We start from the raw sequence: 22,423 nt of genomic DNA on the forward strand, positions 1-22,423 counted from the left end.
TCTTTACGTCCGCTGTATCCCGCGCTCTTTGCGGTGAAGTTCAAAAATTCGTTCCCGACGTTCGCGATACAAACATCCCCCGCCGATCCTCAAATAGACCGGGACGTAACACACGGTTGTCGGCATGCAGGGCCAAGTCGTATTCGAATGTCTTGAGACCGTGGAATACCTTGACGAAGGTATCCTCGCCTTCCTTCATCTTGGCGGTGTTGTCCGACACCTTCACAGCAGTACCGGGCGCGGGGTAGGCCGCCTGCGGTTCTCCGTCGCCGTCGGGTTCGCCGACCGGGTCCGCGTCTGTTATGACAGCGACCGGGATCTTCAGTGCCTTTTCGCCGAACAGCGGCAGGAACGAGTCGAAGTTCAATCCTTCGACGCTGATCAGGCTGACACCGTGTTCGCGCAGCCTATGCCCGCACTTCTCCGCCAACACGCTCACCAGCATCAACTCGGCCGCACCTTCGACGAAGATGACACGGCGGGCAAAGAACAACTCGGCACGGGTCACGTCGAGGTAACGTTCCAGCTTCTCCCGCTTCCCCTTGCCGAAGGCGATCGTACGCGGAAAGAATGTCTCCACGGAGCTCCCCGTATCGACCAGGCAGGCAAGGCTGTCGAGATCGGCGATGCTGGCGAAGTTGGGGGAGTGGCTTGTAACGAACAACTGGACAGGCTTCTCGCCCTCGACGGCCTTGATAGTCCCCAGATAGTCCAGCAGTACCGCCTGAAGTTGCGGGTGCAGGTGCGCCTCCGGCTCCTCGATGATCAGGCCTCGATAGCTTGCTTCCGGGTTCTTGGCCAGCTCACTGAGCACGACGGCCATGAAGATCAAGTTGTTGAAGCCGAGCCCGTTCTGCTCAATCTCGAACGTGTCCACCACCAGCGACAGGCGCGACGCCAGCCGCTGAAAGTCGCTACCGCTCAGGCCAAGATCCAGAATTTGGGCAAGCTGCGGCCCAAGCATCGTACCGTGCCGGTTCTTGATGGCTGTGTGAGTGTTGACGACAGGCTCGTGCTTCTTCAACTCCTCGTCGAGCTTCTTCAGCGCGTCATTGATGCCATCGCGTCCCGCGTCGTCAGCCAGGAGCTGAAACAACCGGGCCAATTGGCTGGTGCGACTGGGCTTGAGTCCTTGCGAAGCGTCCCGCAGCGGGGGCAGATAGACACCGCGCAAGTTCTCCATCATGTCTGCGGTCAAGCCCATGTCCTCGTGGTCGCCACACCAGCGCTTGGCACGCAGCCTTCCCGTCTTGTCGGCTTCCGAGTAACGGATGGTGATATGCGCTTCGAGCTTGCCGAGTGCGTCGGGCTTCAGCGCCGCCAGGAAATCGGCCTCGTCATCCGGGTCCAAATCACGAAAGACGTACTGGAACTCGATGTCGCCCGCCGGAGCACCGCCCTTGGGCCGGTGCATATCCTCGCTGTCGAGGCGAGGGTACGGCTCATCATGCCCCGCAAGCAGCGCACGCAGTGCATCGACGACAGCGGTCTTGCCGACGTTGTTAGAGCCGACCAGAACGTTCAGTCCTGGCTGGAAGCTCAGATCAACTTTCTGTAGTTTCCTGAAGTTGGATATTCTCAGTTGTGCCAGATACACCGATGATGTCCTCCTGCGGCCTGTTTCGTGAGTCGGTCGGCAGCCAAGATTGTCGTGTCGGTGTCACGACAATTGGCTTCCGAGAGCACACGTGGTTCGGCCGACCACCACTACTCCATTGATCTCCAACTATCCGAGCAAAGCGCGTAGGTTGTCGCGAACGAGGTTGGCCACATTGGTCGCAGGCAGCCCATGCAAACGGCCCAGCGACTCCACTACGCCCGCCACATCGGCCGGCTGCGAGGGTCTGTCGCCGGCGCGAGTGAAGGGACCGTCGGTTTCCGTCAGCATCCGATCCAGCGGGATGGTCTGCATCATTGGCGCGTGTTTCTCATTGCCAAGCATTCCTGCGTTGATCGAGAAGTAGCAGCCCAACTCCAGCGCACGCTTCGCCTCGCTCTTTGTCCCGGTGAACCAATGAAGAACGATCTTGCCGCGCTCGGGTGGCAGATGCGTCTCGACAAGATCAAGCACCGCCTTGGCTGACCTGATGCTGTGGACCGTGATCACTTTCCCACCGGCCTGAGCGCAGCGCTGCAACACATGCTGGAATACGCGCTTCTGCGCATCGAGTGACTTGAAGAACCGGGGGCCGGCGTCCAATCCGACCTCACCGATGTAGCGCGTCTCCGCAAGGTATCGATCCCACAATTCGATTTCGTTTTCACGCTCCGCGACCAACTGCGGATGCAGCCCCAGTGCCGCTCGAACATGCTTCGTTCGCTGCGCGAGTTCGTGATTGCGAGGCCAGGCGCGCGGTGTTGTCGTCACCGCCAGCGTGAACACGCCGGCCGCCTCCGCGTCCCGAACTGCCACGGCATGGTCCGGGTAGAGATCGAGGTGGCAGTGGAAGTCCACGAGGCCGGTTGAAGAGATCATGCACGCATCCTCGTCAACTCGGTTTCGCCTCGGTGCCATCAATGAGCCGCGCAACTTCGCCAAGGCCGCGCCGATAGACATCGGCAAGCTCATCCAGATGCTCGGCTTCTTCAGCAAGCGAGCCCGGTTTGTGAATCAAGAGGTTTGCGAGCTGCGGTTTTTCCCTCAAGCGCTCGATCGCGTACTGAAACGACCTGACCTGTACTCCGGTCGCTTGGCGCGTATCCAACGGCTGGGCGTGAAGGTCGGATACGGTGTACGTCGTCGGATCGCTTCCCGTACCCCATGCTGCCTCCAACGCTGCGCGGCGGATCAGACATGGCAGACAGTAGCCGCAGTGCTCGATGCCATGCCCTAGCCATCGGGCTTTGGCGGGGGACGAGCACGACAACGAATCTGGCGCCAGCTTCTTCAAGAGGGCCGGGTTGCGGCAGGCTGCGGCCATCTCGCCCTTCGTCTTGTCCCAGTACGGATTCTGAACTTCGCCGTTGATGCCGAGTTCGCCGAGTAGGTCGTTCCACCTTGCCATGTAGTAAGGATGCGTAGTTCGAGTGCTGTTCGAGCCCAGCCGCAAAGGGTCCAATGGCACATTCAGAGCGATCAGACCATTCTCGGGTACGCGCAGTACAAAGCGGTGCCCCAGCCCAGTGCCCGCGAACACGCCGAGTGCGAAGAACAGGAACGACCTGCCGCGCGTGCTGTCTTCCGAGCCAACGTCGGCCACCAAACCTTTCTTGAAGGTCATGCCGACACGCAGCCGCTCGAAAGACGACTTGACATACTGCTTTCTCAAACCCGTGAACAATTTGCCTTGCGCGTCGCTGATTGAACCTTCACCAAAGTGACTGATCAGTAACGGCGTGGCACCATCCTCCAACAGGTCGATGGCGCCAATCAGGCTGTCCAGTCCTCCGGAAAACAGGCTGACGGAATCAAAGGGGAGAGCGATCAGGCTCGGAGGAACTGTCTGGGCGATCGTCGCGAAGCGAGCCGGACGTGCTCTGAAGCCAATCGTCCAGCGATCGCCTGTCAAGAAGTCAAGCGACTTCTTCAGCGTCGGTGCTGCTGCGCTCCAGCGAGCTGGATCGCTGACTGGAACAACCAGCCGTATTTCGCGCGTCCACGAATCCTGTGACTGCTCGGCACGAGAGATGCGTGTGTCGGCCGCATGGACATGAGCTGCCAGCACCAGCAGGTCGATGCCGATCTCCGAGGGGAATACGCCGATCTTCTTCAGGCTGGTGAGCGCGCCACCGAGACCGTGGTCCAAGGACTTTTCGCCGATGACCAATTGCAGGTAGGTTCGCTGCTCATCGGCGCCTACCGTTACATCAACGTGGTCGTCAGGGCCGAAACGGCCAGCCAGGAGTTGCCGCTTCATTGATTGGCCTCCGCATCACCCAAGGTCTGCAAGATCGCGAATGCGGACTCGTACACTGCGTCCACGAAGCCCTGAATTCGTTCGGGCGTGAGATTGGGTGTCTCTGCCCTGGCACGAGTGACCGCGTCGCTTACCCCGCCTCGGATGAAGTCGCGCAACTGCTGCTCGACGCGGTGTGCAGCCTGCGCGTCCGCTGGCATGGTCACGGCCTTGGTGCCGATGTCGTTGCAGATGCGCGCCTCGATCGCATGGGTGGCATACAGCTCGAAAACCGTCTGCATCTGATCCGGGGTGAACGTGGCAAGGTCGGTGAGACCTTCACTCGCCAGTTCAACGATGGTTTCGATGTAGGCCTCGCGGGCGATGCCTTCGTCAACCGTTCCCGCGCCCGGACAGATGTAGTCGGCCAGGCCCACGAAAATTTCGGTGATCGGGCGACCCGCCAACGATTCCAGGTCCAGCGCTCGCAACGCCTCGCGCACACCCCGCGTTTGCGCATCGGTCAGGAAGCCGAGGAGCCGCGCGCCGGAACCCCGAGAGGCGCCCATGCGTTGGGCAGCCTGGCGCGCGCCCCCGGCGGACGTCGAGACGTACCTTGAGACGGCGCGGCCCAGGCTGGCCCGGTCGCTACCGCCGGAGCCCGCGAATCGTGTGAGGTTAGAGCGAGCACCGGCGAAGCGTTGCGGGTCCGCAGTCCGGGGAATGGGCGGGCGGTTCGGCGGCACCGGTGGCGCAGTACCATCCGCGGGCGCCTGGCCGTCCGGACCTGCCCCATTGCCCGGAGGGGCAGCAGGAGCGTCACCGCCACCGGCGTCGCCCAGCCATGAAGGAACAAGCGGTGTTCCGCCGCCAGGGCCGCCGTAAGCTGTCGAGGTTCCCATCAACGGCCTCCCTTCAGATCCCTGAGCACTGCTTCGGCGCTTGCCTTGAGGCCGGGGTTGTTGGTGACCTTGCCCCAGTCTCCCAGCAGCTTCGTCAGGCGCGTGGCACATTCGGTGTCTTTGATGACACCCTGCCAGCCGCTGACCGCCCAAGGCCCGCACTTGCCGCTTGGCAGTGCCTCCAGGAAATCCATCAAGCGGGTCTGAAGGCCGGGCTGGGCCTTTACGAGGACAACGAGGCCTTCGACACCCGCCGGCCTGGTGTCGAAGGCTCCCGTGCTCATGATCTTGCTGCGCACGGCCTCAAACACCTTCTCGGCTTCGGGCTGCACGAGCTGCTTCAACTCGGCGTCGTAGCCTTGGACGGTCATCTTGCCCCCGAACAGCTTCTCCACCACGCCAGCCAAGTGACCCAACACAGACACCGGGCCGAAGTAGTCCTTCTTGTCCTTTGTCACGAACAGGTAGGGGCGCAGATCGAGCCCCGACAGCTTCGGCGAAAGGTGCGCCCAGTCGCGCACCGTCTCCAGCGACTTCCACTCGGTCAACACGGCGCTGTCGGGTGCGGGCGGGGGCTCGCTGGTCTTATGTCCCTTGGGCTCACTCTCTTTGTCACCAGCCGTCGCCAAACCCGTTTCCAGCGCTTCCAGGTCTTCGCACAGCCCTTGCGGATGGACCGCCGCAACGAACGCGATCTGCTCGAACAACCTCGGGATGAAGCGCTCCGCGAGCATGAGCTTCGCAAGCACGGGGAGCTTGATGTCGTCGCCGAAACCGCGTGCGATCGCGGTGCGCTCGCGCAACAACAGCGTGTTGAGAAAGCGCTTGATCTGTCTCGGGTTGCCCTTCGTACCACTGGCCAGGATGGGACCGATCTGGTCGCTGAGCGCAAGCGCATTGTTCGCCTTCTCGGCCTGCTTGCCGAGTGTCGCCTTGACAGTCGCTACGTCCAGACCGCCGCTGGTCCAAGGCCGCTTCAGCTTTTCCCTAGCGACGGCGATCAGCTTCCCATAGTCTGCGTCGTTCTCGCCGATCTCGGCGCCGGTTAGCAACAGCGTGACGTAGATCCGCGTCTCGGCCTCTCCCAAAGCCGGGATGCGGAACGGAACCTGGATGAGCTTTTCGAGATAGTTGCGGGCGTAGTCGCGCGGGCCGGTGCTGTCGGGCAGATCGGGGAAGTGTTTGCGCACCGCGTACTCGATCATCGCCTCGTCGGCCGCGACGACGAACGCCGTCCGCGCCGTGAACACGAACAGCCGGATGGCTTCGAGCGTTTCAATGGCGGTGTCGGGCAGGCAACGGTCGAGGTCATCGATCAGGACAACGAGCTGCTTGATGCCTGCGTCTTTCAAGAGCTGGTCGAACGCCTTGCGGAACGCCTCCACTTCCTCCGGCACATTCTTGGACTCGTCCGGCTTCAGCAGGGCCTTGGCCTCATCGATGGCCGTCGAGATGTTCTCTTTTGTCACGAGCTTGGCGGGGTCTGCCACCAGCGCTTCGAGCGAGCCGACGACGGCTCCGATTTGCTCGGGCGTCGGGATTCCCGTGAAGGCGGTCAAGGCCAAACCACCGGCTCTCTTGGCGACCTTCAGCCAGTCGATGCGGCGGAAGACATCCTTGACGGCCACAGCCGCCTTGTTCAACGCTGGTCGTTTCTCGACCAGGCCCGTGACGATCCCTTCGATCAGAGCTATCTTCGCGTCCTCAAAGCCTTGAAAACGCCACCCATTGAATTTGAGGCACAGGACATCGTTCTTGTCTGCAAAGCCCGCCTCGATCATTTCGAGCACGCTGGACTTGCCCGCCCCCCAGTCGCCGTGCACGCCGATCGTCACCGGATGATCGGGCTTGGCACGAAGCAGCCCGACGATCGTGGCAGCGATGGCCTCGTTGTTCAGCAGGTCGACTTTGGTTTCGTTGTCGGTCAGGATCATTTCCCTTGTCCTCTTCCTCGGTCCGCGTTCGGCAACGCCATCAGCACCGAGCGGATCGCCTTGCATATCGCGTCGCGTGGTCCGTGCAGCCTGAGTCCTATTGTCAGTTCGAGCTGCACACCGATGCCGCGTCGTCCCCGATTGCAAATGTTCTTCGGGTCTGTGGCGGGAAACGGGTGATCCTCGCTTTGGGCATCGACTCCGATCCCATGCATCGCTTCTCTGATCGCCAGCTTCAAAGGTCCATCAAGCCCGCCGAGAAGAACTCGTTGATCATCGCCGCCGCATCCGTGAATCGCAACGACGTAATCGCACTTGGACAGGAGTTCCAAACAACGCGGCTCGTCGAACCGATGGCTTGTCAGATGCAACGTTGAATAGTTGCCGGACTGCCTAATTCCTTCAAAGGAGTAGAGATTGAAGTCTCCTCCAGCAACGCCGCAGGCGATGTCCGACGTGTACTGCTCGATCCTTCCTCCATGTGGCGCAATGACAGCGATCGACGACGCCGCGACCGGACGCACAAGCACTCTGTAGTCCTCACCTTCGGCTTGGGCTTTGGCTAGATCGGCATAGCCCCTATAGCTGGAGGCGAGGCTGCTCATTCTTGATTCCAGTGGATCTTTGACAGGTTCTTGGGTGACATAGCGATCGCCTGCATCTCAGAGCTTCTTCTCGGCACCGGATATGGGATGGACGTAGATGAGCCCTTTGGTTTGTGCCGCCTTGACTTTGCGATCGATCATCTCCCGCAAACTCAGGTGCCCTTCCAGTACCAAGATCAGATCCTCGCCGTCGATGAATAGCGTTTGAATTTCCTTGCCCATTACGAGGCTGCGAATAACCTCTGAACTAAAGCCATTCACTGAAATGAACAGGCCGCGTCCGTATAGTTTGCCCGCCACTTTGCCGGCAAACTGGTAGACGGGCTCGTTGCTTGCAGACCGTTCCTGCCACTTCGCTTCAATCAGATAGTGTTCCCCGTCGAACTTCACTGCGCCATCGACCTGCTCTCCGTTTACGCGGAAAGCCTCGGTGGCCTCCAGATGAGAGAGGCGTGACAACTCGGCCAAGATCCGTTCCAGCGCGTACCCGCGCTGCTGCCGTGAGGTCTTGTCGGCGAGGAGATCGAGGTATTCGGCGCGCAGTTGATCGAGCGACGCCGTGGGTTGCTGGCGAGCTGCCTCCTGTGCAGCTCTGCGCTCGCGATCGGCCTTGATCTTGGCGTCTCGAATTTCCTGCAGTTGGCGGAGATGCTCCAGATTCTTGTTGGCTGTGTTGCGGTCCAGCTTGCGTAGCTTGTCGAAGTAGTACGGGTCGAAATGCGACCAGCTCAGTAGCGATTGCAGCATCGCCCGGAACGGGCCAAGGCCGTTGTCAGAACGTGCTGCGAGTGCGGAGAACAGAGCATCGACCACTTCATGCCGCTTGAGCGCATGCTCGCCCTCGAGCTGCAAAGGCGCGATCTCCGCCTTCGTGCATCCGTGCTTCTCGAAGAAGCCCACGATATCCTTGCGTGGCCAGAACAGGGACAGGATGCAGTCCTTCATACAGCCTTTGATGTCAGCGGGAAAGCTCATGTCGCTGACCCTTGATCGATCCTGGCCAGCAGTTGCTCTATCACGTCACTGGCCTGCCGCTGCCGCAGTGCCCGTGCTTCGCGCAGATCTGGCTCGTCGCTTTCACCGAGCTCGAACCTGGCGACCGATACGGGGCCATCCTTGCGATAGCCCTCGGTTTTCTCGTCGCCCGTGAAACGGCTGCGCAGGATCACCAGCGAGGCCTCGATGACGGCACCGTGCTTGCCGCGCCGCTCGTTGCGGAAGGCTTCGGCCACGGCGGCCATGCCCTCGGGCGCGTGCTCGATGCAATAGACCAGGTCGTGCGCGTCCTTGCGCTCGAAGCGCTGATCGAACGCGAAGGACTTCAAGCAGGTGAAGCTGACGAGATTGGCGTGCTTGATCTTCTCGGTGGCGATGCCGTTGCCGCCCAGCAGTTCGGCCTGGATCTCGGTGACTTGGTACAGGTCGAAGACGATGGACGAGTGCGGGATGTTCAGGGCCGAGATCGTCCCTTCGGTCGGCAGCGGTTGTACCTTGCCGCCAACGAGGTCCGGCGCATCCGCCAGCAGTTCCAGCACCATCAGCGCACCATGCTCGGTGCGGGTCTGCCAACGCCACGAGAGCTTCTTCCCGGCTTCGTTCTCGGCACGCTCGAAGCCCATCTTCTTGAGGTTGTCCTCCAGCGTGTGATAGGCCTCGGTGTCGGCCAGGATTTGCAAATCGATCACGATGTCCACATCCAGCGTGCCGGCGTGCGCCGGCACCGCGGGTGGCCGTGCGGCGACGAGATACCGCGGCGTGAGCCCGCCGACCAGGTAGACCGAATCCTTCCACGGTCCGAGACCGCGCAGCAGCGTCACGAGGACACGTTCGCAGTCCACGGTGTACTGGTCGCTGTAGCCGTCGAGCGTTGCGGGCTTGGCCATCAGAAGCCGATCCTTTCTTTGCGGAAGTGCTCGGCCATTTCCTTGGAGCGGCCTTCGCCACGCAGCAGGTCGAGATAGATCTGAATTGGGCTCGCCAGCCATAGGCCGTCGATCTGCTCGCGAAACAGCAGTTCGCCTGACGACTTGGCTTCGATGACCCCCAAATTGGCGCCCTCATTGACGACACGCGCGTCCAGGTCACCGATCGCGGCATCGGCGTTCGCGCCGATCAGCACGCGCACCCGCACTTGGGAGACATGAGAAATGAACGGCGCATAGCGCTGCGCGGCGGCTTCGTGGCTGATCGCGTACTGGACCTCGTGCGCGTCGAAGACCTGGCCGATTCGCGTCGCCAGCGTGTCTGCCTTCGTGCCCGGCACGTAGTACCGCCGCACAGGTGACGGACGGATGGTGGCGAGCTGCTTGGCCCATGCGTCCAGCAAGGCCGCCGGCTCGCGAAGGTGGCGCTCCTTCCCCGGGCCTTGCCCACGCGCTACCAGCCAGTCGAAGCGCTCCAGTTCGGTCAGCACTTGGGAGGCGGTGGCGGGCGACACCGTCGCCTGCTGTGCCAACTCGGTGACGCCGAACCACTTCTGATGCCGCACCAGCAGGGCGTGAAGCACCTGGGCACGTCGCCCGGTGAACAGCGTCCGCACCGACTTCGCCAGGGCTTTGGGGGGCGGCTTGTCGATATAGAGGTACGCACCGGGGGCGGGTAGGTACAGGCTGCCGCCGCTGTCGTAGTAGCCGACGCGCTCGCTTCTGAGCAGTTCCTTCGCGCCGGGGGAGATGGACTCGGCGACGAGGAGTGGCAAGGGGTTCTCCCGCTGCCCGGTGGGCCTCCCGTGGCTCGCCGCCCGGAGTTGCCAGATTACTTGGCGGACATCTCGCGGAAAGACGACCTTCTTGGCTTCAAGCAACAGGACGAAGGGCTTCCCAGCAACGTGCAAATCGACCTGGGCGTCGTACCCGCGATCGCTGTGCTGGGCGGCTGGCTCCTGGGCGAGGTCGGCCTCTACCTCGGGTAGCTCCCGCAGGGCGTCAACCAAGCGCGCGATCAACTCTCGTTCAGTCAGGGTGGACTCAAACATGCGGCGTGGAGCCTTGTTCACTGTTCAGTAAATATGCGAACTCTACCGAAAATTCAGCCGAATGGCAATTTTTACTGTGCAGTGAAAGAGCGACGGCAGCCTACAGCCCATGCCGAGCCCCCTGTCGGGCGTCACGGCGTTCCGTCGGCGGGCTGGCGGGCTGGCGGGCTGCGCTTCGTGCCGAATCGCGGCCATTCGGCTTTGACCCCTGACGCCTCCGGCCCTCCCGGGCCTGCGCGCTCCGCTTACCGGAAACCCCGCATGCGTGGGGTGGTGTGAGGGGGCGGTCTTGCTGTGTCCCTTCACCGTATCACGGCGTTCTCGCCGTCAAGGGCGGCGCGTGCCAGCACGCTTGCGGCCCGTGGCCGTCTCCGACCCCTGACTGCTGCGCTACGCCGTGCTGGCGACGGTTCCGGGCAATTCCGCCCGTGCAACCGGAGATCGTCATGAACGACAAATCACACATTTCCCTCGAACAGCATGTTTGCCTCGTTTGCGGCACGGCGTTCGATACCGGCGCCGTCCTGTTGGACAAGCGCCTGCGCGCGAGCATGGAGCGCCATACGGCAACCGGCTGGGGGCTTTGCCCCGAGCATCAGAAACTGTCCGACGACGGCTTTGTCGCGCTGGTCGAATGCGATCCGCAGCGCAGCGGCTCGCAGGCCGGCGGGCGCATGAAGCCCGAGCAGGCATATCGCACGGGCCGCCTGGCCCATCTGCGACGCACGGTGTTCGCGCAGGTGTTCAACGTGCCGATCGCGGACGAGCAGGCTTGCGTGTTCGTTGAGCCTGGCGTGATCGACCAGTTGCAGTCGATGGCGGCGCCGGCGGCGAACTGATCGCGCCGCGCTGCCTTCGGTGCGTCGTCCCTGCGGGGGCGGCGCACCTTTTTTCTGCTGCGCTCGTTGCCGATACCTTCGCGCCTGGTGCGCTGCGCGCTTCGCTTGCCTCCAGGGGAAAGCCCTGCGGGCTATCCCCGCCGCGCGATGCTTGGCGCCCCTCAAAGACCGCCGAACCGGCTGCGCCGGATCGGCCAGACCACGGCAGTCGCTGTCGAACCTGTTTCCCGATGACGGGCGCATGAGCTTGTGCATCAAGCATTGAAGGCTGTGCGTCCCCGGCCAAGAAACATGGCCGGTCGCGCTGTCGTGCGCGTGGCGCATCGAGCCGCCTGCGGCGTCTCGCCCCTGACGGGCTTCCATCGTTCCCTCGCTCCGCTCGGCTGACGCCTCCGGCCCGGATTCCAGATCCGGGCCTGCGCGCTTCGCTTGCGTGCGGTCGGCACACAGGGATGGCCGTTGCCATGTCCAGCCGTCTTCCCTGACTTCATCACCTTGTCCGCGACTGTAGCCCGCGGCCGTGTGCCGTCAAGGCGCGCAGGGCCGTGTCCTCGGCTTCGCCTGCGGGCCGCACCAACCCTGCGCTTGTCTCCTTGACGGCCCCCGTCCGCGCGCTCCTGACCGTCGCGGGCGATGAACTCAGGAAAGACGGTGGCAACAGGGCCAACCGGGTTCCTCGTGCCGACCGCACCGAACAGCCGAAAGGCTGGGCTTCCGAATCTAGGAATCCGGTGTGCGGTGAACAGCAAACCCTTTTTTCTTTGTCAGGAGAAATGCCATGCAACTCGCATCCCGCTTCGCTTCCCGCTCCCCGGTGCTGCGTTCGGAACGTCCCTTGTCCGATGACCAAATCCGGGCCGTGGCCCCGTCGATCTTCGCCGAGGCACCGCACGAAAGCCGCTCCGAGCGGTACAGCTACATCCCCACCGCGACTGTGCTGCAAGAACTGCGCGGGGAAGGCTTCGAGCCTTTCATGGTGACGCAAACCCGCGTGCGCCACGACGACCGCCGCGACTACACCAAGCACATGATCCGGCTGCGCCACGCGAGCCAGATCAACGGCCGCGAGGCCAACGAAATCATCCTGCTGAACTCCCATGACGGCACCAGCAGCTATCAGATGCTGGCCGGGATGTTCCGCTTCGTTTGCAGCAATGGCCTTGTCTGCGGCGACACCGTGGCCGACGTGCGCGTGCCGCACAAGGGCGACGTAGCCGGGCACGTCATCGAAGGCGCTTACGAAGTCCTGCACGGCTTCGACCGGGCGCAGGAATCGCGCGATGCCATGCGCGCCATCACGCTGGACGCCGGGGAATCGGAAGTGTTCGCCCGCGCTGCGCTGGCGTTGAAGTACGACGAGGACAGGCCCGCGCCCATCACGGAATCGCAAATCCTGATGCCGCGCCGCCACGACGACGACCGCCGCGACCTGTGGAGCGTGTTCAACCGCACGCAGGAGAACTTGACCAAAGGCGGCCTGTCCGCCCGCGCCGCGAATGGCCGCCGCCAGACCACCCGGCCCGTGCAGGGCATCGACCAGAGCGTGCGCCTGAACCGCGCCCTGCGGCTGCTGGCCGATGGCCGATGGCCTGCGCCAGTTGAAAGCCTGAATCCCCCTTGCTTCCCAACCCGGCAGGGGCAGGCAGCAGCCCTTGCCGCTTCTCTCGCTGCTGCATCCCTGAACCGATAGGAGTTATCACCATGAACGCCATACTCAAAACCGAAGCCGTCGCCATCGAAGCCGCCGCGCCGCTGGAAGTGGCCGACCCGACCAAGAACCTGATCTTGGTTCCCCTCTCGCAGTTGCTGCCGCGCCGCTCCAAGCGCAACGTCCGCACGACCCCACGCCAGTCCATCCCCGAACTGGCCGCGAGCATTGCCCGCATCGGCCTGCTGCAAAACCTGATCGTCATCCTCGCCGCCGATGGCGAGCAATACGAAGTCGTCGCAGGCGACCGCCGCCTGACCGCCTTGAAGCTGCTGGCAAAGAAGAAGCGCATCGCCGCCGACTACGAAGTGCCGTGCCTGCTAGTGGCGGATGCTTCGGCCCGTACCGTGAGCCTCGCCGAGAACGTGCAGCGCGAGAACATGCACCCCGCCGACCAGTTCGCGGCCTTCGCCGCGCTGGTCAAGGAAGGACGCCCCATCGAGGACATTGCCGCCGACTTCGGCGTGTCCCCGCTGGTGGTACAGCGCCGCTTGAAGCTGGCGAACGTCTCGCCGCGCCTCATGGCCGATTACCGGGCCGGAGGCGTCACGCTGGAACAGTTGATGGCCTTGACCATCACCGACGACCACGCCGCGCAGGAAGCCGCGTTCTATGGTGCGCCGGAATGGCAGCGCAGCCCGTCCAAGCTGCGCGAGCGCCTGACCGAGCGCGAAATCGACGCTGCGCACGCGCTGGTGCGCTTCGTCGGGCTGGACGCCTACCGGCAGGCAGGCGGCGGCATCCGCCGCGACCTGTTCGCGGAAGGCGATGCCGGAACCTACCTCACCGATACCGCAGTGCTGGAAACGCTGGTACGCGACAAGCTGGCAACGCTGGCCGAGGACGTGCGCGCCGAGGGCTGGGCATGGGTGGAGGCCGTGCCGCATCTGGCCTACGAGGAACGGCAGGCTTTCCAGAATGCCCCGCGCCATCGCCGCGAGCCGACCACCCGCGAGGCCCGCCGCATTGCCTCGCTGCAAACCCGCCTCGACAAGATCGACGCCGAACTGGAAGAAGCCTGCGACGCCGAGGACGAGGCCAAGGCCGAGAAACTGGAACAGCGGCGCGATCAGGTGGTCGGCGAACTGCAAGACGCGGAGGACGCCTTGCAAGGCTATGCCCCCGAGGTGCGCGAGGTGGCCGGTGCCATCGTCACCATCGACCGCAACGGCGAGGCCGTCATTCATCGCGGCTTGCTGCGCGAAGCCGAGGCCAAGGCGCTGCGCACGCTGGAAAAGCTGCGGCGCGGTTTCGGCAGTGCCGAAGGCGAAGCCGCCGACGACGAGCACGAGGACACCGACGACGCGCCCAAGGCCGCGAGCCTGTCCGACCGGCTCGCGCAGCGGTTGAGCGCCCACCGCACGGCGGCGCTGCAAATCGAAGTCGCACGGCATCCGCACGTCGCGCTGGCCGCGCTGGTGCATGGCATGGTGCAGACCGTCTTGCAGGAAAGCCACTACGGCCACGACCTGCCGCTGGGCGTGCGCCTCACGGCGCAAGACCGGCTGGAAGGCATGGCCCCGGACTGGCCGGAATCGCCTGCCGCCGTGGCGCTGCGCGAACTGCAACAGGTAGCCGGTGAAGCCTTGCCGGAGGACGGCGCCGAACTGTTCGCCGCGCTGCTGGCGAAGTCGCAAGACGAACTGGTGCGGCTGCTGGCCGTGTGCGTGGCTTCCACGGTGGACGTGGTGACGCCCCGTGCCACGCCGCACCAGCCCGGCAAGGAACTGGCGCAGGCCGTGGGCCTCGACATGGCCGCATGGTGGAAGCCGACCGCAGAAGGCTACTTCAAGCACGTTTCCAAGGCCGTGATTCTGGATGCCGTGGGCGCGTTTGCACCGGAATCCGTCACCCGGCTGGCGAAGCTCAAGAAGGCCGACATTGCCAGCGAGGCCGAGCGGCTGGCCGATGGCACCGGCTGGATGCCCGCCATCTTCAAGGCCGAAGGCCCGCAGGAGGCCGCGCAGGAAGAAGGCCCGGAGCAGGATGCCCCGGAGGATACCGAGGCAATGGCGGATGACCCCGCCGAGGCACTGGCCGCTTGACCCGCGCCGAAGGCAAGCGCCCCGGCCTCGACCGGGGCGCTTCGCTTTGTGTGGTGGCGCATCGAGACGAAGGAATAACCGCGATCAGCACCGCGCCCAGGCCGTTCCGCCCTGGGCGCGGTGGACGCGAAATCCGGGTGCGACAGTCGCCGCGCCCGGTGTTCAATAGCCGAATTAGAACGCCGCCGCCTTCGCGCTGGCTCAGGCGGCGGCGTTGAAGGCATCGCTGTAGTGCGCGATGCCTTCCGGCACTGTCCCATGCAGGGCCAGCGCCATGAAATAGCCGGGCGGCACGCCCGGCAGTTGCAAGCCCGCATGGGCCTGGAAGCCAAAGCGCGTGTAGTACGTTGGATCGCCCAGCAGCACGCAGCCTGCGGCCTGCATAGCCCGCAGTTCAGACAGCGCCTGTTCCATCAGGCGCGAACCGATGCCTTGCCCCTGCCTTGGCGGCAGGACGGAGATCGGCCCCAACCCATACCAGCCCTCGGTCTTTCGCCCGTGCTCATGGGTGATCGTTACTGGCGACAGCGCGACGTGATCGACGACGCGCCCATATTCTTCGGCCACGATGGAAAGCGTCAGTTCGTTGGCGGCACGCAAGGCGCGCACGATGAATTGCTCGGTGTGGCTGGTGTGTGGTGCATCAGCGAACGCGGCGATGGTCACGGCCTCGATGGCGGCAATGTCGTCCGGGGTTTCGTGTCGGAGCTGGAGGGTCATGGGCTTGTCTTCGATTGCTTCCTGAAAATATAGAACGGCCTGGGCGTGTCGGCGCACTGCGCCGCCGGGCTTTCGGGCTGCGCCCCGTGCCGCCTTTGCCGTCACGGCCATTCGGCTTCAATCCCTCACGCCTTCGCGTCTGCGGCGCTGCGCGCTTCGCTTGCCTCCAGGGGAAAGTCCTGCGGGCTATCCCCGCCGCGCGATGCTTGGCGCCCCTCGATGCGGCCGAATCGGCTGCGCCGGATCGGCCCGGCCAGCGCCCCGCCCCGATGGGCGGGGCGCTGGCGAACACGCTGGCGCTTGCTGCGGCAGGTTGTGCAGGTGCGTGCCGTCCTCAACGCTGGCGGTTCCTGCCCATCACGTCACGAAGGACGGTTCACGGACAACCCGCCCGGCATCGCTATGGAGCTTCAACGCCACGCCTCAAGAGCGGCGCCGCAAGGTGCGGCGGGGGCGTTCTCGCTTGTCGTCGGGTGGTTGACCTGGCCCGCGTCAGTGGGCGAGCCGGAGAAGCCTTCATGCGGGGATGCCGAGTCGGCCCCATCTCCTTTCGGAGCGGTTCGGCCCAAGGCGTCCTTGTCTCGTTGTGAATCCTGGTGGGGGCGCGGCTGCGCCTCGGGCTTATGGCTGCAACCGTCCGGCGAAAACAATTTCCCCTGCGCTGCGCGCATTCCTCGCGGGACAAATTCTTTTCGCCTTCCGGTTCTCCACTGCGTTGCGACCGCAAGCGGTGCAGCCAGCCCGTCCCCCGCCGGCCGGATCACAACAAGGACGCGATGGGCGCGAACCTTGTTCAACCGAAAGGAGAAACATCATGGCCAACATCGGCACCTTCACCGCAGACAAAGACGGCTTCACCGGCACGCTTCGCACCCTGACGCTCAACGTCAAGGTCAAGCTGGTTCCCAACGACAAGGGCGACACCGAGAACGCCCCGGACTTCCGCCTTCAGGCGGCCGGCCACGACATCGGCGCGGCGTGGAAGAAGACCAGCGAAGCCGGGCGGCCCTACGTGTCCGTATCCCTCGACGATCCTTCGTTCCCGGCGACGGTCTATGCCCGCCTGATCGAGAACGAGGACGAGGACGGTACGCACGACCTGATCTGGTCGCGCAGCAAGCCCAAGGCGGCGTGACCGCCGCAGCGCCCCGCCCATCGCGGCGGGGCGCTGTGCTGCTGTTCGCAGCACATCACCACGTCACGCGCGCGGCTTCGCCGCGTCGCGTTCCTTCAACACCGCCTCCAGCTCCTGGCGCACCTGCGCCAGGAGCTCGTCGGCCTTGTGCGAGCTGTCGCCAGCGTAGGCCAGAGTCAGCAGCGTGAGCGGGTGGATCTCCATCACCTCGCACAGCTCGGCCAGCTTATGCAGGGTCGGGCTTTTAAGGTCGCGTTCGAGGGTGCTCATATAGGTGCGACTGGACACGTCAGAGAAGGCTTCCTGGCTCAAGCCACGCGCCTTTCTAACTGTCTTCAATGCCTTCGCCAATGAGTTCCCAGCCGCCACCTATGGTTTCCCTCGAAAAACCAAGATGACAGCCCATTGCGCTCTATAGGGCTACAATCTATAGTGTTCATTTGGTGTTCTACGTTTTTGTGCCTTTACGGAAATCCGCATCGGCGGGTTCCAGCAAAGCCACGCAAGCGCATCCGTGCTTGCGCACGAAGGCGTAAATCCGGTTTGGCGGTTCTGCGCTTCAACGTGAAACCGCATCCGTGCATCATTGGATTTGTGGGATTGCCGACCATGCCCCAGCCACTCGCCACCGTCCCGGAGCGCGCGCAACTGCTCGCCAACGGCGAGGCCCGCGCCGCTGGCCGGGCCATCGACCCGGTGCCCGTGGTGCGGCTGTTCACGCCGGACGCGCATGTGACCTGGCTGCTGGCCGCACTCGATCCCGCCGATGGCGATACCGCCTGGGGTCTCATCGACCTGGGAATCGGGATGCCGGCGCAGGGAACCGTCAAGCTGTCCGAGCTGGCCGGCATCGTCGGGCCGCGCCAGCAGCCCGTGCTGCGCGACCGCTATTTCCGCCCCACACGCACGCTGTCGGAATACACCCGGCTGGCCGAGCGCGACGGCGCGATCCCGGACTGAATACGGCCGACTGTGACTTTTTCAGTCTGGCGTCATACCGGGCAGGTCTTAATCAGCATTCTTGCGGCGTAGCCCCACCAGTCTGATCCAAATAGACATGATGCCCAGCGCGGGCTGCGGCAGGCTGGCCTGTGCAGCACTCCAAGTTCGGGGCGCTGCCGCCGCATCATTGAGACGAATATCGCAACGCATCGGAGCCAATCGGTCTTGACAACCCCATTCGCCTTTTTAACCCATGACGCTCTGACGATGGCGATGTAGCGCGTAGTTCTTCCGTGGCGGCGAGTCCTGTTCGCAGGAGGAGGCGTCATGGTCAATCCTCATCACCTCGCGTATTGGTATCCGACTGCCGCATACCTGTATGTCTTTTGGCTGGATGCGCTCGCGCTCGCTTGGGAGTATTTGCGCAGGCATCCCGACTACCGGCTCGACTGGCTTCGCCGTCATCGCGGGCCAGACACAGCGCATCGCTGGGGTTTGCGCCTACTGGAAGACCCGGCGCTCGATGCGCGCGACGCGCATCCGGCCTGGCTGCCCGGCCATGCCGCCGTGGTGAAGCTCTACCCCGATGCCGATCCGCCACAGGATGCGGCGACCTTCGCGTTCTGGCGCATCCCCGGTCACAAGCAACTGCTCCATGACGGCAAAGGGCTGGCGCTGATCGCGCGCAGCCCAGGTCATTGCCTGCGCTTCGCGCTCGCGCCCGGCCTGGAAGACGGCATGGCCGTGGCCTATGCCCACCGCGGCGAGGCTGCCGCGCCTACGCGCGGTCATGCGCTCCAAGCGGCACTGGCGGCGGCCAAGCCCAGGCCGACACCTACCGCGCTGCTGGAACTGCACAGCTTGCAGGCGCTCGACGCGACCCTGGCGGGCGCGTCCTTGCGTGAAGTCGCGGAAGGACTGTTCGGCGTAGATGCCGCAGCCGATTGGTACAGCGATGGCGGGCTGCGCTCCAAGGTGCGCCGCCTGGTGCATCGCGGCGATGCGTTGATGCGCGGCGGCTACCGCCGGTTAGCACAGCTTCCGCCGCTTGAGAAGGGTCGTTTTGATGTGGATGCAAAACGGCCCTGATCTAAAACCCCTCGCTTCTTGAGACTGCCTCCATCCGGTCGCGCTGTGTGGCCGGGCGCTTTCAACCGATGGAGGTTCACACCATGCGTCCCGCTCCCTTGCGGCCTGCCGCCACTGTCTCGACCGCTGCCGCGCAGCCCCAACGCTATCTCACCAACGACGAAGCCGCCGAGTACCTGCGCTTGTCGCCGCGCACGCTGGAAAAGCAGCGCGTGATCGGCGGCGGCCCGCGCTTTCGCAAGTTCGGCCGGCGCGTCATGTACGCCGTGGCCGACCTCGATGCCTGGGCTGCCGACCGCAGCTTCGAGACGACTTCCGATCCCGAATACGCCGAGCACCACTCGGCCGACAGCCGTGCGCGCTGATCGGCGGCGCGCGGCAGGCCATCGCCATGTCCAGCACCGCGCTGCCGTCCCGGCAGCGGCCGTTGCAGGAGCGCGAACAACTCGACCTGTTCCGCGCCTTGCCCGGCGACATGGCGCCGCGCGACAGCCAGGATTTGATGGCCTATCCGTTCTTCTCGCTCGGCAAGTCCAAGCGGGTCAAGCCCATCGACTTCCGCGCGGGCAACGTCACGATCCGCGTGGAAGGCACGCAGGAGCACGGCATCGCCACGATTTGGGATGCGGACGTGCTGATATGGGCGGCCTCGCAGATCGTGGAAGCGAAGGACGCGGGCCTGCGGCCGTCGCGGCTGATGCAGGCCACGCCCTACGAGATTCTGCGCTTCATCGGGCGCGGCAAGTCGCTGCGCGACTACCAGCGCCTCAAGGCCGCGCTGGATCGCCTGCAATCGACCACGGTGGCCACGTCCATCCGCGAGACGACCGGGCGGCGCCTGCACCGTTTCTCGTGGATCAACGAATGGAAGGAACTGGCCGATGCCAGCGGCACGCCGCTGGGCATCGAGCTGATCCTGCCGGACTGGTTTTACGCGGGGGTGTTGGATGCTGCGCTGGTGCTGACCATCGACCCGGCGTACTTCCGGCTCACCGGCGGCATCGAGCGTTGGCTGTACCGCCTGGTGCGCAAGCACGGCGGCAAGCAGGCATACGGCTGGCAGTTCGACTTTCGCTACCTGCACCAGAAATCCGGCAGCACCGCCAAGCCTTACGACTTCGCCTGCGACCTGCGCGCGCTGGTCGCGCGGCAGTCGCTGCCCGGCTATGTCCTGGGCATCGAGCGGATGCCCGACAACGGCATGGAGTTGCTGACGTTCCGGCCCGTGCCGCAGACGGCACGGGGATAACTCCGGGAAAACTTGTGAATGGTGTCGTGCTATCAGGCGTGCGGGGTATCGTGCTATCAGGCGTGGGACTATCGTGCTATCAGGCGTGCCGATCGGCCGCAAACCCGCGCCAGCATTGGGTTTCGCGCCCCTCTAACTTCCCTAACTTAAATTCTCTAACTTTTAGTAGGGAAACGCCGCTGCGGTGGACAACCACCACGCGGCCACAAACGGCAGGCAATACCAGCCGGCAGCCGACAGGTTTTGCAGGCCAATCAAGGCAAGGCTTTCCAAGAGGGAGGGCCGCGCCATGATCGTCGCTCTGCTCAACCAGAAAGGCGGCGTGGGCAAGACCACGCTCGCCACACACATCGCCGGCGAGCTGGCGATGCGCGGCCAGCACGTCGTCCTGCTGGACGCCGACCCGCAGGGTTCATCGCTGGACTGGACACAGCGCAGAAGCCAGCAGGGTTTGCCAAGGTTGTTCAGCGCCGTGGGCCTGGCACGCGAAACGCTGCATCAGGAAGCACCAGAACTCGCCAGGCGGGCCGATCACGTCGTCATCGACGGCCCGCCACGCATCGCGGCACTGGCGCGCTCCGCGCTGCTGGCGGCCGAGCGCGTGCTGATCCCCGTGCAACCCAGCCCCTACGACCTGCGGGCCAGCGCCGAGATGGTGGCGCTGATCCGCGAGGCCCAGGTGTTCCGGCCTGCGCTGCGCGCGGCCTTCGTCATCAACCGGCGCGTCAGCACCACGATCATCGGGCGCGAGGCGCGGCAGTCGCTGGCCGACCAACCGCTGCCGGCGCTGCGCGCCGAGGTTCGCCAGCGCATCGTCTTCGCCGACAGCGTGGCCGCCGGTCGGCTCGCACGCGAGACGGCGCCGGACAGCGCCGCCGCGCGTGAAATCACCGCGCTGGTGGACGAACTGCTGCGGTGGCCGACATGACCGAGAAGCCGCCACCGAACAGCAGACGCACGGCAAAGCGCGTCGGCATCGGCGCGCGTCCGCCCGCGAATCCGCAAGCCGAGGCGTGGATTCGCCAAGGCGACGCCGATGCGCTGGGCAAGGGCGACCTCTACACCGCCCGCCTGACCCTCGACATCACGCCCGCGCTGCGCGCGCGCATCAAGGTGTCGGCCTTCACGCAAGGCGTGACCGTGGCCGATCTGCTGCGCGGCCTGCTGGAGCGGGAGTTTCCCGAGCATCGCAGGGAGAACACCCCATGACCGCATCCGCTTCGCCTGCCGCTGGCGCGGCTACGGCTGCGCTCGCAGCTCCTTCCGGCCATCCTGCCAGGGCGCCGCTGACGCGCGTGGCACTGGCCTACATCGAACCGCGCTTCAAGCTCTACCTGCGCTTCGGCGAACCTGCGCGCACGCACCAGCTCGACCGCTGGCGGCGCTGCGCGGTGTTCCTGCCGCGTGCAATGTTCTGCCGCGTGCGCTGGGAAGCAAACGACTACGGCACGATCCGCTGGCAACTCATGGTGATGCAAGCCGCCACGCCGCTGGACGACATGCAGCGCATCCCCGGTGTGCGGCCGGGCGCACGCCTGCTGCTGCACGCCGAAGGCGAAAACACGGTGCGGGCCGTGCTGGAACGCATCGACGGCATCGAAGGGCAAGGCATCGTCGCCATCGACGTGTCACCCGCGTACTGGCGCACGCTGGGCAACCGTCTGGCGGCCCGCCTGGCGCTGCCCGAATACACCGCCGAGCGGCACGCCGCCTGGCTGGCCGGAAGGGCGCTGCCATGACGACCCAATCCAACACCACATGCACGCACGAAGTCGCGCCGCATCCTCGCTCGCGCCTGCGCGTTCGCATCGTGCTGGCGGGCTTCGCTGCCGTCGGCCTCGCTGCGCTGGCCTGGGCGGTGTTCGTGTCGCCGCTGCCGCGTCTGACCTACAACCCGTCCGACAGCGTGGCGGTCGGCTGGTATCGCATCGAACCGTTCGACCCGCGCACCGCCTCGCTGCCACGTCCGTTGTCCGTGGACAGCATCGTGCTGGTGCCGCTGCCCGACAGGGCCGCCATGCTGGCTGCGCAGCGCGGCTACCTGCCGACCCGCGTTCCGCTGCTCAAACGTGTGGGCGCAGTCGCGCCGCAACACGTTTGCATCGTCGCCGGGCAGGTACGCATCGACGGCGTGCCTGCGGCCGCCGCGCTGCCTACTGACCGGCTGGGCCGGCCGCTGCCATCCTTGCAGCTTTGCCGCCGCCTCGAACCCGGCGAACTGTTCCTGTTGAGCGTGACCAATCCGGCATCGTTCGACAGCCGTTATTTCGGCCCGGTCAGCGCATCCGCCGTGATCGGCGTCGCGGACCCGGTCTGGCTGGAGACACGCCCATGATGGCCGCCGATTCACTGCACGTTGCCGTGCCTCTCATCGTGCCATCGGGCATGCCGTTCCGGCTGCCGCCGCCGTGTCGTCGCGCGTGCAGCGCGGGCGCATTCGCGCCG

General features: G+C 64.7%; 22 protein-coding genes and 1 pseudogene. 12 read left to right on the forward strand and 11 right to left on the reverse strand.

The features are described 5' to 3' along the window. Window positions 1-40 precede the first annotated feature (40 nt). The 9 genes from HV711_RS11025 to HV711_RS11065 all read right to left on the reverse strand — a co-directional run bounded on the left by HV711_RS11025 (window position 41) and on the right by HV711_RS11065 (window position 10,251). Window positions 41-1,597, reverse strand: a complete 1,557-nt coding sequence (locus HV711_RS11025) for an ATP-dependent nuclease (RefSeq protein WP_244142693.1) — start codon at window positions 1,595-1,597, stop codon at window positions 41-43. 129 nt (window positions 1,598-1,726) lie between these two features. After that, the gene (qatD, locus tag HV711_RS11030) at window positions 1,727-2,476 is read right to left on the reverse strand and encodes a Qat anti-phage system TatD family nuclease QatD (RefSeq protein ID WP_035483945.1); all 750 of its coding nucleotides are present in this window, start codon (window positions 2,474-2,476) and stop codon (window positions 1,727-1,729) included. 13 nt (window positions 2,477-2,489) lie between these two features. Next, window positions 2,490-3,857 (reverse strand): Qat anti-phage system QueC-like protein QatC, encoded by a 1,368-nt coding sequence (gene qatC / locus HV711_RS11035; protein WP_035483948.1) that lies wholly within the window; start codon window positions 3,855-3,857, stop codon window positions 2,490-2,492. Then, the gene (gene qatB, locus HV711_RS33940; RefSeq protein WP_308727937.1) at window positions 3,854-4,849 is read right to left on the reverse strand and encodes a Qat anti-phage system associated protein QatB; all 996 of its coding nucleotides are present in this window, start codon (window positions 4,847-4,849) and stop codon (window positions 3,854-3,856) included. Before qatB ends, qatC begins: the two co-directional genes overlap by 4 nt. After that, a complete protein-coding gene (gene qatA, locus HV711_RS11045; protein ID WP_035483953.1) occupies window positions 4,738-6,672 on the reverse strand; it encodes a Qat anti-phage system ATPase QatA in 1,935 nt (644 codons plus the stop codon). The genes qatB and qatA overlap by 112 nt, the downstream gene beginning before the upstream one ends. Continuing rightward, window positions 6,669-7,277, reverse strand: a complete 609-nt coding sequence (locus HV711_RS11050) for a poly-gamma-glutamate hydrolase family protein (RefSeq protein WP_051224672.1) — start codon at window positions 7,275-7,277, stop codon at window positions 6,669-6,671. Before HV711_RS11050 ends, qatA begins: the two co-directional genes overlap by 4 nt. Before the next feature lie 57 nt (window positions 7,278-7,334). Further along, complete coding sequence (locus HV711_RS11055; protein WP_035483956.1) at window positions 7,335-8,252, reverse strand: restriction endonuclease; 918 nt, start codon at window positions 8,250-8,252, stop codon at window positions 7,335-7,337. After that, window positions 8,249-9,160 (reverse strand): nucleotidyl transferase AbiEii/AbiGii toxin family protein, encoded by a 912-nt coding sequence (locus tag HV711_RS11060; protein WP_035483958.1) that lies wholly within the window; start codon window positions 9,158-9,160, stop codon window positions 8,249-8,251. The genes HV711_RS11055 and HV711_RS11060 overlap by 4 nt, the downstream gene beginning before the upstream one ends. Then, window positions 9,160-10,251 (reverse strand): hypothetical protein, encoded by a 1,092-nt coding sequence (locus tag HV711_RS11065; RefSeq protein WP_035483961.1) that lies wholly within the window; start codon window positions 10,249-10,251, stop codon window positions 9,160-9,162. Before HV711_RS11065 ends, HV711_RS11060 begins: the two co-directional genes overlap by 1 nt. A gap of 446 nt (window positions 10,252-10,697) precedes the next feature. On the opposite strand from HV711_RS11065, the gene HV711_RS11070 reads away from it, so the two are divergent. The 3 genes and pseudogenes from HV711_RS11070 (at window position 10,698) to HV711_RS11080 (ending at window position 14,843) form a co-directional block, all read left to right on the forward strand. Next, a complete protein-coding gene (locus tag HV711_RS11070; RefSeq protein ID WP_035483964.1) occupies window positions 10,698-11,090 on the forward strand; it encodes a hypothetical protein in 393 nt (130 codons plus the stop codon). A gap of 778 nt (window positions 11,091-11,868) precedes the next feature. Next, window positions 11,869-12,672 (forward strand): annotated as a pseudogene (locus HV711_RS11075) (DUF932 domain-containing protein); the annotation flags it as partial. 119 nt (window positions 12,673-12,791) lie between these two features. Beyond that, entirely contained in the window at window positions 12,792-14,843 is a 2,052-nt protein-coding gene (locus HV711_RS11080; RefSeq protein WP_052814406.1) for a ParB/RepB/Spo0J family partition protein, read from the forward strand. 201 nt (window positions 14,844-15,044) lie between these two features. Here the strand turns inward: HV711_RS11080 and HV711_RS11085 are convergent, their stop codons facing one another. Then, window positions 15,045-15,563, reverse strand: coding sequence for a GNAT family N-acetyltransferase (locus HV711_RS11085; RefSeq protein WP_035479616.1), 519 nt, complete (start codon window positions 15,561-15,563; stop codon window positions 15,045-15,047). An 814-nt stretch (window positions 15,564-16,377) separates the two neighbouring features. Between HV711_RS11085 and HV711_RS11090 the strand changes: the two genes are divergently transcribed. Next, window positions 16,378-16,698, forward strand: a complete 321-nt coding sequence (locus HV711_RS11090; protein WP_034008064.1) for a DUF736 domain-containing protein — start codon at window positions 16,378-16,380, stop codon at window positions 16,696-16,698. Window positions 16,699-16,761: 63 nt separating this feature from the next. On the opposite strand, the gene HV711_RS11095 is transcribed toward HV711_RS11090, so the two are convergent. Continuing rightward, window positions 16,762-17,067 carry a helix-turn-helix domain-containing protein gene (locus HV711_RS11095; RefSeq protein ID WP_034008067.1) on the reverse strand — a complete coding sequence of 102 codons (306 nt, stop codon included), beginning with the start codon at window positions 17,065-17,067 and terminating at the stop codon, window positions 16,762-16,764. A 240-nt stretch (window positions 17,068-17,307) separates the two neighbouring features. Between HV711_RS11095 and HV711_RS11100 the strand changes: the two genes are divergently transcribed. From HV711_RS11100 to HV711_RS11135, 8 genes are all read left to right on the forward strand, one after another. After that, the gene (locus HV711_RS11100) at window positions 17,308-17,658 is read left to right on the forward strand and encodes a DUF2958 domain-containing protein (protein WP_034008069.1); all 351 of its coding nucleotides are present in this window, start codon (window positions 17,308-17,310) and stop codon (window positions 17,656-17,658) included. A gap of 309 nt (window positions 17,659-17,967) precedes the next feature. Further along, window positions 17,968-18,729 carry a DUF2285 domain-containing protein gene (locus HV711_RS11105; RefSeq protein WP_034008072.1) on the forward strand — a complete coding sequence of 254 codons (762 nt, stop codon included), beginning with the start codon at window positions 17,968-17,970 and terminating at the stop codon, window positions 18,727-18,729. A gap of 83 nt (window positions 18,730-18,812) precedes the next feature. Then, a complete protein-coding gene (locus HV711_RS11110) occupies window positions 18,813-19,094 on the forward strand; it encodes a helix-turn-helix transcriptional regulator (protein ID WP_003107109.1) in 282 nt (93 codons plus the stop codon). Between the two features lie 26 nt (window positions 19,095-19,120). Then, window positions 19,121-19,978 carry a replication initiator protein A gene (locus HV711_RS11115; RefSeq protein WP_035479500.1) on the forward strand — a complete coding sequence of 286 codons (858 nt, stop codon included), beginning with the start codon at window positions 19,121-19,123 and terminating at the stop codon, window positions 19,976-19,978. A 289-nt stretch (window positions 19,979-20,267) separates the two neighbouring features. Further along, window positions 20,268-20,906 carry a ParA family partition ATPase gene (gene parA, locus HV711_RS11120; RefSeq protein WP_034008074.1) on the forward strand — a complete coding sequence of 213 codons (639 nt, stop codon included), beginning with the start codon at window positions 20,268-20,270 and terminating at the stop codon, window positions 20,904-20,906. Continuing rightward, window positions 20,903-21,187: a hypothetical protein gene (locus tag HV711_RS11125; RefSeq protein ID WP_034008121.1), complete on the forward strand. Its 285-nt coding sequence runs from the start codon at window positions 20,903-20,905 to the stop codon at window positions 21,185-21,187. Before parA ends, HV711_RS11125 begins: the two co-directional genes overlap by 4 nt. After that, window positions 21,184-21,717, forward strand: coding sequence for a DUF2840 domain-containing protein (locus tag HV711_RS11130; protein WP_034008076.1), 534 nt, complete (start codon window positions 21,184-21,186; stop codon window positions 21,715-21,717). Before HV711_RS11125 ends, HV711_RS11130 begins: the two co-directional genes overlap by 4 nt. After that, complete coding sequence (locus tag HV711_RS11135) at window positions 21,714-22,313, forward strand: S26 family signal peptidase (RefSeq protein ID WP_034008077.1); 600 nt, start codon at window positions 21,714-21,716, stop codon at window positions 22,311-22,313. The genes HV711_RS11130 and HV711_RS11135 overlap by 4 nt, the downstream gene beginning before the upstream one ends. Window positions 22,314-22,423 lie beyond the last annotated feature (110 nt).

Origin of the sequence: Paraburkholderia phenoliruptrix (assembly GCF_902859825.1) — a bacterium.
In the GTDB taxonomy this organism is placed as follows: domain Bacteria; phylum Pseudomonadota; class Gammaproteobacteria; order Burkholderiales; family Burkholderiaceae; genus Paraburkholderia; species Paraburkholderia phenoliruptrix.